Source organism: Gillisia lutea (genome assembly GCF_021568705.1).
GTDB classification, from domain to species: domain Bacteria; phylum Bacteroidota; class Bacteroidia; order Flavobacteriales; family Flavobacteriaceae; genus Gillisia; species Gillisia lutea.
In genome coordinates this window covers 485,157-501,326 of record NZ_JAKGTH010000007.1, presented here as the reverse complement: position 1 = coordinate 501,326, position 16,170 = coordinate 485,157, and the positions used below count along the sequence as shown (strand labels likewise).

The 16,170-nt window shown below is 36.2% G+C and carries 10 protein-coding genes; 5 read left to right on the top strand and 5 right to left on the bottom strand.

The features are described from left to right. Positions 1–12 precede the first annotated feature (12 nt). The 3 genes from L1I30_RS06575 to L1I30_RS06565 all read left to right on the top strand — a co-directional run bounded on the left by L1I30_RS06575 (position 13) and on the right by L1I30_RS06565 (position 6,214). Complete coding sequence (locus tag L1I30_RS06575; RefSeq protein ID WP_236133470.1) at positions 13–2,781, top strand: T9SS type B sorting domain-containing protein; 2,769 nt, start codon at positions 13–15, stop codon at positions 2,779–2,781. Positions 2,782–2,851: 70 nt separating this feature from the next. Continuing rightward, complete coding sequence (gene uvrB, locus L1I30_RS06570) at positions 2,852–4,855, top strand: excinuclease ABC subunit UvrB (protein ID WP_236133469.1); 2,004 nt, start codon at positions 2,852–2,854, stop codon at positions 4,853–4,855. A gap of 144 nt (positions 4,856–4,999) precedes the next feature. Beyond that, positions 5,000–6,214, top strand: a complete 1,215-nt coding sequence (locus L1I30_RS06565) for a phage tail-like protein (RefSeq protein WP_236133468.1) — start codon at positions 5,000–5,002, stop codon at positions 6,212–6,214. A gap of 47 nt (positions 6,215–6,261) precedes the next feature. On the opposite strand, the gene L1I30_RS06560 is transcribed toward L1I30_RS06565, so the two are convergent. Next, positions 6,262–6,705 (bottom strand): Hsp20/alpha crystallin family protein, encoded by a 444-nt coding sequence (locus L1I30_RS06560; RefSeq protein WP_236133467.1) that lies wholly within the window; start codon positions 6,703–6,705, stop codon positions 6,262–6,264. Between the two features lie 200 nt (positions 6,706–6,905). On the opposite strand from L1I30_RS06560, the gene L1I30_RS06555 reads away from it, so the two are divergent. Continuing rightward, positions 6,906–8,210 (top strand): DUF2254 domain-containing protein, encoded by a 1,305-nt coding sequence (locus L1I30_RS06555; protein WP_236133466.1) that lies wholly within the window; start codon positions 6,906–6,908, stop codon positions 8,208–8,210. 21 nt (positions 8,211–8,231) lie between these two features. After that, positions 8,232–9,038, top strand: a complete 807-nt coding sequence (locus tag L1I30_RS06550; protein ID WP_236133465.1) for an alpha/beta hydrolase — start codon at positions 8,232–8,234, stop codon at positions 9,036–9,038. A gap of 17 nt (positions 9,039–9,055) precedes the next feature. Here L1I30_RS06550 and L1I30_RS06545 read toward each other — a convergent pair whose 3' ends face one another. The 4 genes from L1I30_RS06545 to tilS form a co-directional block, all read right to left on the bottom strand. Continuing rightward, on the bottom strand, positions 9,056–10,882 hold the full coding sequence (locus L1I30_RS06545) for a DUF885 domain-containing protein (protein ID WP_236133464.1): 1,827 nt from the start codon (positions 10,880–10,882) through the stop codon (positions 9,056–9,058). A 5-nt stretch (positions 10,883–10,887) separates the two neighbouring features. After that, positions 10,888–12,741 (bottom strand): CocE/NonD family hydrolase, encoded by a 1,854-nt coding sequence (locus L1I30_RS06540; protein WP_236133463.1) that lies wholly within the window; start codon positions 12,739–12,741, stop codon positions 10,888–10,890. Between the two features lie 74 nt (positions 12,742–12,815). Continuing rightward, positions 12,816–14,813: a protein-disulfide reductase DsbD family protein gene (locus L1I30_RS06535; protein ID WP_236133462.1), complete on the bottom strand. Its 1,998-nt coding sequence runs from the start codon at positions 14,811–14,813 to the stop codon at positions 12,816–12,818. After that, positions 14,810–16,123, bottom strand: coding sequence for a tRNA lysidine(34) synthetase TilS (gene tilS / locus L1I30_RS06530; protein WP_236133461.1), 1,314 nt, complete (start codon positions 16,121–16,123; stop codon positions 14,810–14,812). The genes L1I30_RS06535 and tilS overlap by 4 nt, the downstream gene beginning before the upstream one ends. Between the last annotated feature and the right edge of the window lie 47 nt (positions 16,124–16,170).

Genomic DNA, 16,170 nt, shown 5'->3' with positions numbered 1-16,170 from the left:
TGATATTTAATTATGAAAACCCGGAATTTCCTTTTACTGTTTGTTTTAGTTCTAATAGGAAATATTACGTTCGCTCAAAAGGAAACATCTAATTGGTATTTTGGAGATGGAGCCGGTTTATCATTTAATTCTGGCAACCCCGTTGCCCTTAATGGCGGCAGAGTATCTACTATAGAAGGTTCTGCCTCGATATCAGACAGAAATGGTAATCTATTATTTTATACTGATGGAATTACAGTATTTGATAGATCCCATAACAGTATGTTAAATGGTAGTGGATTAAAAGGAAATGTTTCCTCTACGCAATCAGCTATAATAATTCCTAAACCAGCCTACCCGGGGATTTACTACATTTTTACGGTAGACAAACCCGATTATTTTAATACGAGTAATGATCCTATTGAAGGAATCAATTATTCTGAGGTTGATATGTCTTTGAACGGTGGTCTTGGTGGTGTCGTACCAGATAAGAAGAATATCCCTTTAATAACATACAATCCTTCTAATTCTTTAGAAAACGAGTTTAAAAGTTCAGAAAAAATTTCAGCAGTAATAAGTGGAGACTGCGTTTCCTATTGGGTCGTTACTCAGTTTACGAATAAATTTTATGCTTTTAATGTGAGCTCGAGCGGAGTAAATACTTCTCCCGTTATTTCTACTATAAGCAACAATTTTTCCCCCTTACTAAATGAACAAAACGTTAATGTTACGGCAGGAGGATATTTAAAAATTTCTCCAGATGGTAAGAAAATGGCAGCGGCATATACAGGCACAAGTTTAGGAAGTCCAAGAACTGGTGGAGCTAAAAGTACAGGTAAATTATTTTTATACGACTTTAACGATGTAACCGGAAGAGTGTCGAATGAACAGTTACTTCTAACTTCAATATACCCTTATGGGGTAGAATTTTCACCAAAGACTTCCAAATTATATTTAACTGCCAATATTTATAATTCTGAAGATAGATTTCAAAATAGTGAATTGTATCAATTTGATCTTAAAAGTTCTAATATCCCAGCTTCTGTAAAAACAATACACACTTCTCGTAATGTAGCTGGAGCACTACAACTTGCTATTGATGGTAAGATATATCGTGCGGGTTACCCTACAGATGATGGAGGATATATAGAATACAAATTCCTATCGGTAATTAAAGATCCTGAAGAAATAGCTGCTAATATTAATTACTCTCACAATTCGGTTAGTGTAGAACCTAATGATGTAAAATTAGGACTTCCTCCTTTTATTCAATCTCTCTTTAATAGTGATTTTGATATAGAAAATCTTTGCTTTGGTGATACTACCAAATTTATAATAAGTGGACAAAAAGATTATGATACTGTAATGTGGGATTTTGGTGATGGAAGTACCTCTATTTCCGAAAACCCTACTCATGTATACTCAAGCTCTGGAGTATTTACAGTGGTTCTGACTAAAACTCTTAATGGAATCCCTCTAGACCCTGTATGTAAGGAAATTATAATTGTAGAGATACCAGCAGTACCAAATAATTATGAATTGAGCCAATGCGACACTCAGGATTCAGACCCTACTGATGGTTTTGCAGAATTTAACCTACAGTTAGCAAGGGATTATTTTACAAATGCCAGCAGTAATTTGCAAATATTCTTCTATAAAACTCGTCAAAACGCTATTGATGATGAATTAAATCAGAATGCTTTAAATAATTTCTATCGTAATACTAGTTTAAATGAGGTCATCTATGCCAAGGTTACTGGTTTTGGTTCTTCTTGCTATAATATTAGTGAGTTAACATTAAAGACTACTAAAAGTGAGATACTTAAACCATCTCCTGCAACTGGCTGTGATCTTGGGGACGGTACTGCCGAATATAATTTATATACTATTGAAAATAATATAAAAGAGGAGTTGAATTTAGGTGCATCCATCGAGCTTACTTTTTTTGAAAGTGAAGATGATGCCATTCGCGGGGTGAACCCAGTTCCTGAAATTTTTACAACTGCTCCGGAAACTATTTACATAAGAGCAACCGATAATGGTAAATGTTATGGATTTGGAGAAATGACCCTAACACTAATCCCTTTTCCAGATATATCACCGTTTGTGGAAGTCAGTATTTGTTCTAGCGAGCTGCCCGTGGTTCTAGGTACAAATATTTCCTTACCTAATGAAAGTGATTATGATTTTAAATGGAGTACAGGGGAAACCTCTAAAACTATTACTGTAACAAATGATGGTTCTTATTCTCTAAAAATTACAAAAAGCTCTTTGGGTTGTGGAAAATTAATCGAGTATAATGTAAATATACTGGCTATTCCAGAAATAACAGATATTAAAGTAGAAAGTGTTAGCGGTTCGAATATCGTGGAGATATTTACGAACTCAGTATCTTCAGAATCGCTTTTTGCTTTAGACCGCTCAGATGGCCATTATCAAACTTCGTCGATATTTAGTGGGGTTACCCCTGGTATACATACTGTATTTGCCAAAAACAGTAGTGAATGTGGTCTTGTGCAGGAAGAAATTATAGTATTTGGTTTTCCAATATTTTTCACTCCCAATAATGACGGATATAACGATTTGTGGAAACCTATAACCGATGCTGAATATGGTATTACAATCCAAGCACTTTATATTTATGATCGTTATGGTAAATTGATTAAACAATTAGATCCTGATGGTCCAGGATGGAATGGAACATATAATGGAAAAGATATGCCATCAGATGATTACTGGTTTAAAGCAACTATTCAGGAATCAAATCAAATCTTTAATGGACACTTTACATTAAAAAGATAAGCATATTGACAGACTGGTTTGAATAGGCAGGATAATTGCTTAATTTCGTGAGGCTAAGAAAAAGAAACTCATGAAATTTAATATAAAATCAGAATTTAAACCTACTGGAGATCAGCCGCAAGCTATCAAAAAGCTTGTGGAAGGTCTTGATAAGAATGAGCAATATCAGACCTTACTTGGAGTAACCGGATCGGGTAAAACATTTACCGCTGCCAATGTTATTACCGAAGTTCAAAGGCCTACCCTAGTTCTTGCTCACAACAAAACACTTGCCGCCCAGCTTTATTCAGAATTTAAGCAATTCTTTCCAGAAAATGCGGTGGAGTATTTTGTAAGTTATTATGATTATTATCAACCGGAAGCATTTATTCCCTCTTCCGGTACTTATATAGAAAAAGATCTTTCCATAAATGAAGAGATCGAAAAATTACGGCTGAGTACTACGTCTTCCCTTTTAAGCGGAAGACGGGATGTAATTGTAGTAGCTTCCGTTTCCTGTTTATATGGTATCGGAAACCCGGTAGAATTCAAAAAGAATGTGATTTCTATTGAGCGGGATATGCAGATTTCCAGAACCAAATTGCTACATAAATTAGTGCAAAGTCTTTACTCAAGAACAGAAGCAGATTTTAACCACGGAAATTTTAGAATTAAAGGCGATACGGTAGATATCTTTCCAAGTTATGCCGATAATGCGTTTAGAGTACACTTTTTTGGAGATGAGATCGAAGAAATAGAAGCTTTCAATCCTTTAAATAATGAAATATTAGAGAAATACGAAAAACTGAACATCTACCCTGCCAACATGTTTGTTACTTCTCCAGATGTCTTACAAGGGGCAATTAGAGAAATCCAGGATGACCTTGTTAAGCAGATAGATTATTTTCAGAATATAGGAAAACATTTAGAAGCAAAACGATTAGAGGAACGTACAAATTTCGATTTGGAGATGATTAGGGAGTTGGGGTATTGCTCAGGGATAGAGAATTATTCAAGATATTTAGATGGGAGGCTGCCTGGCACAAGACCATTCTGTTTATTAGATTATTTCCCTGATGATTATTTGATGATCGTGGATGAAAGTCACGTAACCATTCCTCAGGTGCATGCCATGTATGGCGGTGACCGCTCAAGAAAGGAGAATCTGGTGGATTACGGGTTTAGATTACCCGCTGCTATGGACAACCGTCCGTTGAAATTTGAAGAATTTGAAGCCTTACAAAACCAGGTGATCTATGTGAGTGCAACTCCTGCAGATTATGAACTTCAAAAATCGGAAGGTATCTATGTGGAACAGGTGATACGACCTACGGGATTACTGGATCCAATTATTGAAGTTAGACCTAGTTTAAATCAGATTGATGATCTTATAGAGGAAATTCATCTGCGTACGGAAAAAGACCAGCGAGTACTCGTAACTACGCTTACCAAGAGAATGGCAGAGGAACTCACCAAATACCTGACCCGAATAAATGTTAGATGTAGATATATTCATTCCGATGTTGATACTCTGGAAAGAGTTGAAATTATGCAGGATCTTAGAAAGGGAATTTTCGATGTATTGATTGGAGTTAATTTATTAAGAGAAGGATTGGATCTTCCGGAGGTATCTCTTGTGGCAATATTGGACGCCGATAAGGAAGGTTTCCTTAGAAGTAATAGATCGCTCACCCAGACAATTGGTAGGGCTGCTAGACATCTCGAAGGAAAAGCTATTATGTACGCTGATAAGATCACAGACAGTATGCAGATGACTATAGATCAAACCACCTATAGAAGAGAAAAGCAAATGAATTACAACACCAAACATAATATAAACCCGAAAGCTTTAGTGAAAAGTATTGAAAGTGCTTTTGCTAAAAAACCCGATCCGTATGTAATTGAAACCGCTCCTACCCTCAAAGCTGCTGAGAAAGAAACCGCTTATTTCAGCAAAGCTCAATTAGAAAAACGCATTAGAGAGAAAAGGAAAGAAATGGAGGCCGCGGCAAAAGACCTCGATTTTATGACTGCTGCCAGATTAAGAGATGAAATAAATATGCTACAGGAAAAGACCAAGGCCTTGGCCGAATAGCTTTTTAACTAAATGGAGTAATTAATTATCTTGTTGAGATAATTTTAAGCTACAACCAACTAAGGGTCAATTAAATAATTCATTATTTTTAATTGACCCTTTACATTTTAGTTTTCGCTTTAATAGTCCTTAAACCGAGCGCATATGAGAATTTTTATTTGCCTTATAGGCATACTTATGACCTTTTCCGTCTATAGTCAGGTTGGAATTGGAACTTCCAGTCCAAAGGCACAATTAGACATTGTTGCCAATTCTTCAGAAAACCCTTCATCTATTGATGGTATTTTGATTCCCAGAATTGATAAGTTGCCAACTACTAACCCAGGAGAACAGCAACATGGAATGCTCGTATTTCTGAATACTTCCAGCCCTCAATACCCAAGTGGGTTTTATTTTTGGAATTTTAAAACTTTAAAATGGGAAACCATAAGTGGTAATGCTTTTGGAAATTTCTATAAACCCGGAACCAGTAGCAATCCTAATAATATTACCGATTACATATACCGAACCGGTAGTGTGGGAATTGGAACACAGGAGATATCTTCTAAATTACAAATAGCATTAAACTCTCCCACAGAAACCTCTATAAAAAAGGCACTGGAAATTGATAACAATAATCCTGCAACAGATAATTTCACCACGTATGGTATAATTAACGATAATCGTAGCGCCACCAATGGTAATAAATATGGAATAAAGAATAATGTAGGAGGTATTGGAAATGGTATTCACTATGGTATTTTTAATGAAACCTATCAAAATGCCGGTACTAATGATATCTATGGAATCTATAATCGAGTAGGAAAAACCTTTGGAGCAAATAGCGATAATTACGGAATTTATTCAGAGATAGGTCAGAGTACAGGATTAGGCAAGATTTACGGAATTTATAGTGCAGCATATGGAAACAATGCCGATAAAGTTTATGCCGGATATTTTGCTGGAAGATTGGGAATAGGAAATACATTCGAAGAACAATATATTTTCCCTTCAGCTAAGGGAAGTACGGGTCAATCTCTTTATTTAGAAAGCACCGGTAATATGGTATGGACCTTTGGAAATGTAAAGAATTACAGTACCACCGGTTCAGCGACCGGAGATTTTATTATAACTGATGATGTTTATACACTTCGGATAAACAATGAGGTGTCCAGGCTGGTTCTTCCCGCTGCCAATACAAATAGAGGTCGGATGTTGATTCTCATTGGCTGGGATGGTATTGGAAGCAAACAATTGGTTTTTACAAATTCTGATAATCTATATGATATAAAGAACAATACAACTATCGCATCCATATCAGGAAATCAGGTCTTTACAATTCAAAGTGCGGGAAATAGATGGATATTATTAGATAAATAAAAGGCACCCCGAAAGGTGCCTCTTCAACTAACCAATTAACCTAATTCTTATGAAATCTCTATCTGGCGTTTTGCCTGAACTTTAGCTTCCTCCCTCTTGGGTAATGTAATTTCTAACACGCCGTTGATATAGGTTGCCGAAATATTTTGACTATTTACCGTATCAGGTAAACTAAAAGCTCTTTTGAAATTGCTGTAACTAAATTCTTTTCTGGTAAATTTCCCGGATGCTTCTTTAGTTTCCAACTCATCCTTTATTTCCGAGGAAATCGTTAAAATATCATTATCCAATTCAATATTAAAATCCTCTTTAGTTTTTCCCGGAGCAGCCACAGCTACTAGAAAATTATCATCGCTTTCGTGAATATTAACTGCCGGAATACTTGTTCCTATACTATTCACATTTGTAGTCCCGCCTAGCCAATCAGTTTTAAACATATCATCAAAAATGGATGGTAACCAATTAGCATCATTTCTAATAATTGTGTTCATAACGTATATATTTTGAATTAGTATTTATTTTCGAAATGATAAGCAAATTGAATTCCATATCAATAATTCAGTCATTTTGTCCGCTTTCACTATTTAATTAATGTCATTTTGTCGTATTTAATAAACTTATGTTATTTAAAATTCTTTCTAATCCAGTCTATTCAGGAATTGATTATTTTTAAGACCTATATTAGATCTCCATGAAGCAACTATACAACAGAACATTATCCTTTTTCAATATTGTACAAAGTAAGATTGCCTTCTATCCCACAGTCTTTGCCTTTTTTGGAATGTTCTTCGCATTTTTCATGATGTATCTTGAAAGTTTAGGCGTATCAAAATATCTTGTCGAAAACCTACCTTTACTAGTAGTTGATAATGGTGATACAGCGCTTACTATATTAAGTGCTTTGATTTCGGGCCTTATCTCAATGGTCGTTTTCAGCTTCTCGATGGTAATGCTTCTTTTAAGTCAGGCTTCAAGCAATTATTCCCCGAGATTACTTCCAGGGCTTATTTCCGATAAAACACACCAAATTATCTTAGGAGTATATTTAGCAACTATTCTCTACTGCATTTTCGTCCTATTCTCAATTCAACCCACCGGAGATAAATACCAGATTCCGGGTTTTTCAGTTTTATTGGGAATTATTTTCACCGTAATTTGTTTGGGTGCCTTTATTTATTTTATCCATAATATTTCCCAAAGCATTCAGATCAATAATATTTTAGACAAGATTTTTGTTTTAGCTAAAGAGCGGATAAACGAACTTATTGAAGTTGAGAATGATCAATCTCCTGAATTCCCCAATACAACTGACTGGTTCAAATACCATACGGAAAGCAGCGGATATCTTCAAAACATCTCCTATACCAACTTGCTGGACATTTGTAAAAAAGAGGAAACCAAGCTGCACATCCTTCCCGTTAAAGGGATTTTTGTCCTTAATGGAATACCTTTATTCCGGTCGGAAAAAGAATTAGAGAAAACAACCATTAAGCGCATCCTCTCTAATTTCAATTTTGCTCGTGCCGAACTTGTTGCCGACAATTATACCTTGGCCTTTAAGCAAATCACAGAAATAATCGTTAAAGCGATGTCCCCGGGAATAAATGATCCCGGTACAGCTTTAAACGGGATAGATTATCTTACCGAATTGTTCTCGGTAAGAATGAAGAAAAAGGATGCTAACATTGTTAGCAGGGATGGTACTTCTTATATTAAACTAAACACCATAAGTTTTGAGGAGCTAACTTATAACGTTATGGCTTCTATTCGAACCTATTGCAAGCATGATATTATTCTTGTTCAAAAATTATTGCTGATGTTTCAGTATCTGAAAAAGCAACCTGCAGGTAATAAAGAGTATTTTGATTGTCTTGATAAAGAAGCTATTAACCTACTTAACGATGCTAAATCATCTATTTCTAATAAAGCTGATATAGAACAGGCTATGAAAATGGCCGAAATATTAAATCTTAAAATAGACCCTTCAAATTTTTAATATTTTTAAAATCCATAGCAAATGAAGATATGTCTTCTACTTTTAATCTCCCTATCGCTATCACTGTCTGCAGTCGCTCAGAGTACAGCTTCCAAGAACATTTCCATATTCAATATAGAAGCACCTCAACTGGACACTATTAAGAAAATATGGGTATATCTGCCAGCAGCTTATTCTAACAAACAACAAACTTTTCCCGTATTATATTTACAAGATGCCCAAAATCTATTTGATAATTCAACTTCATATGCCGGAGAATGGCGAGTAGATGAAATTTTAGACAGTTTACAACTGGAGCTTATCGTTATTGGGATAGAACACGGAAATGAAAAAAGGATCGACGAGCTAACCCCTTTTCCTCATCCTGAATACAAAGGCGGTAATGCAGATAATTACCTTGATTTTATTACCTCAACGCTACAGCCGGAAATAAAGGAACGCTTTCAGGTTAAAGAAGGAGCAGAGAACACATTTATTGGCGGCAGTTCTCTTGGTGGATTATTCGCTTACTATGCTCTATTGAAATACCCTCATATCTTCGGAAAAGCAGTGATATTCTCTCCCAGTTTCTGGTTCTCTGATGAGATTTACACTTTCACCAAAACGAGACACAATTCAGATTTATTGAAAAGCAAATTCTTCTTCAGAGCCGGAGAAAAAGAGAGTGAAAGGATGCTCCCTCTCATGAATAAAACAGTAGAAGAGCTTCATAAGCTCGGGTTAGCTGAAGACCAGATAGATATGAAATTACTAACGGAAGGCCAACACAATGAAGCTTTTTGGTCAAGCTTATTTCCCCAAGCAGCGCTTTGGCTACTTGAGGAATAGCTTTTACAAAATACTGCTTAAGCTGTTTTAGACTCCACCCATTCCTGTACCATATCTTCCAGAACATTTAACGGCACAGCTCCATTTAACAGCACTACATCATGAAATTCTCTAATATCGAAAGCATTTCCAAGTTGATCTTTTGCCTCTTCTCTTAACTCAACGATTTTATTCATACCTATTTTATAAGCAGTTGCCTGGCCCGGCATCACAATGTGCCGTTCCACCATTTTCACGCAATCACTTTCGGCATTGGGAGTATTTTGTTTGTAATATTCAATCCCTTCTTCCCTTGTCCATTTTTTAGCATGAATTCCTGTGTCGACCACTAATCGACAGGATCTCCACAATTCCATTGCTAACCTACCAAAATCGGAATATGGGTCTTTATAAAAACCTATTTCCTTCGGAACAAGTTCACTATATAATCCCCATCCTTCCACGTAGGCCGTGTAAAAAGTAAATTTTCTAAACATGGGCAAACTATCCAATTCCTGAGCAATAGCAATTTGCATATGGTGGCCCGGTATACCTTCATGATACGCCAAAGCCTCCATTTGATAAGTTGGCATAGCGCTCATATCATATAAATTTGCATAATAAGTTCCCGGTCTTGAACCATCAATTGCAGGTTGCTGATAAAATGCTTTTCCTGCACTTTTCTCTCTGAAAGGTTCTACTGCCTTTACAACTATATCTGCTTTCGGTACTGTTAAGAAAAGTTCATTTAACCTTCCCTTCATCGTGTTTATTATGCTGGTAGCTTTTTTAAGATATGCCTTTTTTCCCGCCGCCGTATTGTCATAATAAAACTGCTCATCTGTTCTCATGAAATCAAAGAAATCCTGAAGAGTGCCTTTAAAACCGACCTTTTTCATGATCTCTTCCATTTCTCCGTGAATTCGGGCAACTTCACTCAGTCCAATCTCATGTATTTCATTAGCATTAAGACTAGTAGTTGTTATTCTCTTTAACTGATTATTATAGAACTCTTCTCCTTTTGGGAATTTCCAGGCACCATGATCGGTGGTTGCCCGTTGAAGTTGATCTTCAAGTGTAGCTATCAATTTTTCATAAGCTGGCTGAACTGAAGTTATCAATGCTTTTTCAGCTTCAGAGACCAATTCAAGTTCTTGATCCTTAGGAAGTTTTAATTTCTCTAACTTCGATTTAAAATCATTTAAAAGTGTACTTGCTTCCTTAGAATTGCTAAAAGGCTTGCCTTTTATTACATTTTTGGAATCATCAATTACCTTTTCATAAACAAATTTAGGAAGTAAGATCCCATTTTGTTCTCTTACCTGTAAACCTTCAATAATATCGTCAAAAACCTTGTTTAAACCATTTAATCGGGAAATGTAGGCTTTTGCATCGGCTACAGAATCTATCCTGTGCATGTTGATCAAAAATGCCGGAATCTCTGCATGATACCCATGCATTTGATTGATGGGATAGTTATAAAACCTGTATTTATAATCGGCTATCTCATTCTTTAGCACCTGTCTGTAAAGCTTATAACTAAGCTCAGTTTCCTTATTCAATAACAGTTCATCTACATTCTTATCAAGATAATCAAGACGTTCTTTTGCCTTTTCAAGATCTTTAGAATATTTCAAGTTTGAAAAATCATCCCATTTTCCATAATCTGTTTTTCTTCCAAGCCTTGTTTGCATCATGGGCGACTCTGCCACATCCTTTTCAAACTCGGCATCAAAATAATTGTTCAGTTCGGCAGAAGCCTCTTTAATTTCTGCATCTGTAATAGAGCCATTGGTATCTTCCTTACATGAAATAATGGTTAAACCTATTAAAATTCCGACGGCTATTTTAAACCTGTTCTTCATAAAATTTATTTTTTCAGTGTAGAGAATTTAATAAATGAATCTCCATAAACAGTATGTGTTTGCTTTTTAAAATCCTCTTTTTTCGCTTTGAATATATTTGGGACAAATGTCTGCGGATTCAAATCTATCAAAGGAAACCATGTACTTTGTACCTGTATTTGCAGCTTATGACCCTTTTTAAAAGTATGGTTCACGTCCTGCAGATCAAAATTAACTTCGGTTTTCTCACTCGGCACAAAAGCTTCCGGATTTTCAAAACTATTTCTGAACCTTCCTCTCATCACCTCACTTCTAACCATCATGTGATAGTTGCTCATCTTCAAATATTCCTGAGTTTCTTCGGTATCCTCCGCATCCGGAGGATAAACATCGATCACCTTTACCACCCAATCGGCATCTGTTCCTGTAGTAGCTACTTTTAAATGCGCTTCAATAGCCCCTACCAAGCTCATGTCCTCCTCTAGAACGGGAGTTTCAAAAACCAATACATCAGGTCTGCGTGCAGCAAACCGCTGATCGTCTGTCATATATTTCCGTGGTGTAAAAACCATTTTAATGTCCTCTGAATAAGGTACCGGCTTTTTTGGGTCGCTTATAAAAGTTAATTCCACATTTGATGCCGAATCGCTCAATTTCTGATCTTCCCCTAAAAACAAAGTTTTACTTTCTGCATTCTTAGGAGGCCATTCAGTGTAATTATTCCACTCGTGTTTCCCTGTATCATACACATAAGCTTCCGGCAATCCGGAATCTTTAGAACCACTACCTTTTAAGAAATGATTGAAGAACTTTGTTTCAATATCCTTTTGGTAATTTCTGGAAATATTATCTCCAAAATATACATTTCCAATAGCTTGTCGTTCTTTCGTTCTTGCCCAATCTCCATGACTCCAAGGTCCAAATACCATGGTGTTATAGTTATTACTGCGTTTTTCGATGTTCTTATATGATTCAAAAGGACCATACAGGTCTTCCGCATCAAACAACCCACCAACGATCATCACCGCAGGTTTAATGTTTTCTAAATGCTGAATAAGTCCTCTAGGCTTCCAGAATTCATCGTAACTGGAATGGTCTTTAAGCTGTTGCCAGAACACGTTGTCTTCTTTATAATACTTATCTAAATTGGTAAGAGGACCGTTGTCAAGGAAAAATTGATACTGATCTTGTGTTCCAAGTTCCGGGAATTCATACCAAGGCTCGGTGGTAGGCTTATCTTTCTCATAACCAAAAACAGCTGTAGCTCTCCAGTAACTCAATAAATAGGCACCATTATGGTGAAAATCGTCAAAAAAGAAATCACCAATTCCAGCTTGTGGGGATGCTGCTTTTAATGCAGGATGTGCGTCTAATAAAGAATATAGTGCGTAATACCCGGGATATGAGATTCCCCATGTACCTACCCGCCCATTGTTATTTTTAAGGTTTTTAACTAACCAGTCTATACTGTCGTAAGTATCGCTGGCCTCATCAATTTGTTTTCCTTTTTTCTTCGGAATATAGGCTCTCATGTTATCATAAGTACCTTCGCTCATCCATCTCCCACGAACATCTTGATATACAATAATATTTCCCTCTTGCATTAAGAACTCATTCGGACCAATTTTAGATCGGAACTGCCCTTCTCCATAAGGAGCAGAACTATACGGAGTACGTTGCAAAAGAATTGGATACTTCTTTGAAGTGTCCTTTGGACTATAGATAGTTGTGTGAAGCTTGATACCATCACGCATTGTGATGTCTACTTCTTGTTTATTGTAATGCTCTTCTACCTTATACTCGGCATCCGGCTGTGCAAGAACCGGAAATGATAATAATACAGATAGAAATAAAATAAGATGATAACGTGCTAATTTCATGCTTTAGGGTTTTTTTCAAGTCCTAAATATAGAAATTAACCCTTTAAGGCTAAAGATTATTTAGTTAATACAGCTTACTTCTCGAATTTAGACAATCCTTCATTTAACCATGACAAGTATTCCTTTTTGTTAGGTGTATATCCAACTGGAGGGTTCAATAGATTTTTATCTGTATCTAAAAGAACATAGAAAGGTTGAGAATTATTTTTGAAGTTCACCGTTTGAAAAGTCGCCCACTTATCTCCTACGGTTTTAATTTTCTTAATACTTCCATTCGCTCTTAAAAAATTGAATTGCTGATATTCGGGCAAGTCCATTCTATCATCTACATATAAAGAGATAAGGATATATTCGTTTTTTATTACGCTATACACTTCAGGGTCGCTCCAAACTTGTTCTTCCATCTTACGACAGTTAACACAGGCCCACCCCGTAAAATCCAACATAATAGGCTTATTCTGTTCTTTAGCTGCTTCTAAGCCTTTATCCCAATCTTTGTATGCCTTAAGACCTAACGGACCTTCAGTTTCCTTCTCGTAAACGCTATAAAAAAGCGGTGGCGGAAAACCACTTACCAACTCTAAGTTAGCAAAACTTGAATTTGTAAGGCCGGGAAATAAGTATAACACAAATAGAAAAGTCAATCCACCAAAGGCAAAGCGCATTTTAGTAAGTTTCTTTTTAGGGCCATCGTGTGGAAAACGTATCAATCCGAATAGGTATAACATTAAACCTAATCCTACTAAGATCCAAATCCCGATAAAGATCTCTCTTTTCAAAATCCCCCAGTGTTGCACAAGATCGGCATTAGATAAGAATTTAAAGGCCAAGCCCAATTCTATAAATCCTAAAACCACTTTTACAGTATTAAGCCATCCTCCACTCTTAGGAAGAGAATTTAACCAGTTAGGGAAAAGTGCAAAAAGCGCAAATGGCAATGCTAACGCCAGTCCGAATCCACCCATTCCAAAAGATAGCTGAGTCGCTCCCCCATCACTGCTTAATGAACCGCCTAATAAGGAACCTAAAATTGGCCCTGTACATGAAAAGGATACCAACGCCAACGTGAGCGCCATAAAGAATATCCCTACAACCCCACCAATACTAGAGGCTTTATCATCCATTTTACTACTCCACGAACTTGGAAGTGTTATTTCATAATATCCGAAAAATGATAGTGCGAAAACGATAAAAATTACAAAGAATATGATGTTAAGGGTAACATTAGTAGATATATTATTCAATATTTCAGGTGCCAGACTATCTAAAAGATGGAAAGGTAAACTCAATAATAAATAAATAGCAAAAATGAACAGGCCATATAAGATGGCATTCATCAATCCCTTTTTACGGGTTTTTGCACCTTTGGTAAAAAATGATACCGTTAATGGGATCATTGGAAATACACAGGGAGTAAGCAGCGCGATTAAACCTCCAATAAATCCAAGAAAAAATATAGTTAGATAACCTTTTTCTTCAGTTTCTTCCTGCTGGTAATCTCCCCAACCCTGCACTCCAATATCCAGTGCTTTGGTCTTTTCGATATCCAGTTCATCTACATCGGCATTTGCATACGCAGTAATGGCTTTTTTATCTCCAATGGAAATTTGAAAGGGAACTACTTCGGGCGGTAAGCACCGACTGTCATCACAAGCCATGAACTCCACTTCAGCCTCAATTATAGAAGTAGCATCAATAACTTTTATAAGTTGAGTAAAAACTGCTTCATCTTCAAAATATTTGATATCCATTCCAAAGACATCATCAAAGACAGCTTCAATATTCGGCTCTTTCGTTTCTTGAATTAACTCATAGGTTTCAGGGGAAGACGTATAGGTAAATGTAGTAGGAATTGGGCCATCCTCGCCAACTTCCTGAGAATACATATGCCACCCCTTTTCGATGGTTGCAGTGAAAATTATTTTATAGATACTATCGTTCTGCTTTTCAAGTTTTGCATCCCATTTAACAGGATCAGAAATTTCAGGTTCTTTATCTTCATGTGAAAAAACTTGCGCCTGTGAAGTAAATAAGGCCGTAAAAAAGATGACCAGAGTCAATAGATATTTCATAAAGAATAGGTAATTTTCATTATTTCCTGAGAAGGGTCGGTAATTGCAAAACGCGCATCAGCTCGATGATTTACTACCCAAATAATTTTATTATTCGAGCATAACAACCAACAATCTTCCTTCTCGGGCAAAGATAATTTTTTGTCCTTAAAAAAGTCGCTTAACTTTTTCTTTCCTTTCATACCAAAAGGATAAAAGAAATCTCCTTCCTGCCATTTTCTTAAAATAAGTGGAAAATCTAGGGTTTCTTTGGCTACATAAATAGTATGATTTGATATATCTGTAATCTTATCAACCTCCTGAAACGTAAATTTACCAACAGGAAGCATCACAATATCTTCTCCTTCAGCAATACTATAAATCAGATTTTTACGCACTGATGGTTTTTCCGTTAGAATTAGAACCTCCCTGTCTTTAATAAGGCGATGTGTTTCTGAAAACACCATTTTTCCGGCTTGCGCATCTAAAAGATCATTTACATCGTCCCATTCACTAAAACCGAAAGATTTCAACAATTGAAAAAGAACAGCTTTTGTATTAGGGATCTTTTTAAGCACCTCAATCTTTAGTTCATAACCATGAGATGTTTTGCTGACTATCTCTGAATACAACAAGCCTATATAATCATCTATTAAACTCAAACTCTCGTTAAGATGGGATTGTGTGTGTGCAAAACCTTCCAATAACTGAGGATTGATCTCTTCCATCACCGGAATAATTTGATGCCTTATTTTATTTCGTACATATTTGGTAGAAACATTACTACTATCCTCGCGCCATGCAAGTTTATTCTTTAAAGCATAGGCTTCAATCTCCTTTCTTGAAAAAGTTAGTAACGGACGAATTATCTTATCATTTTCAGATTTGATTCCTGTGAAGCCCTCCAATCCTGTCCCACGTATTAAATTTATAAGAAAAGTTTCTAAATTATCATTGGCATGGTGAGCAGAAAGAACATAGTCAAAACTTAAAGCAGTGCTCAGTTCTTCAAACCATTTATAGCGCAAATCCCTTGCTGCCATTTGAATGGAAATTTTAGCATCTTTCGCATAAGCTTCAGTATCAAAACTTTCGGTAAATACCTCGACTTCCAGATCGTCTGCTAATTGTAACACAAAATCTTCATCGGTATCACTTTCTTCACCCCGCAAATTAAAATTGCAATGCGCCATGGAGAACTGAAGTTTGGCTGCTTTGCATAAATATGCCAGCACTACACTGTCTACCCCGCCACTAATTGCTAGAAGTACTTTAGACTCACATAAATAAGGAAACTGAGTTTTAATAAGGTTTTTGAATGCTTTCTCCATAGTGTTTCAAAGATATGAAAAGGCATTTCTAAATCCTTGTTACAGGA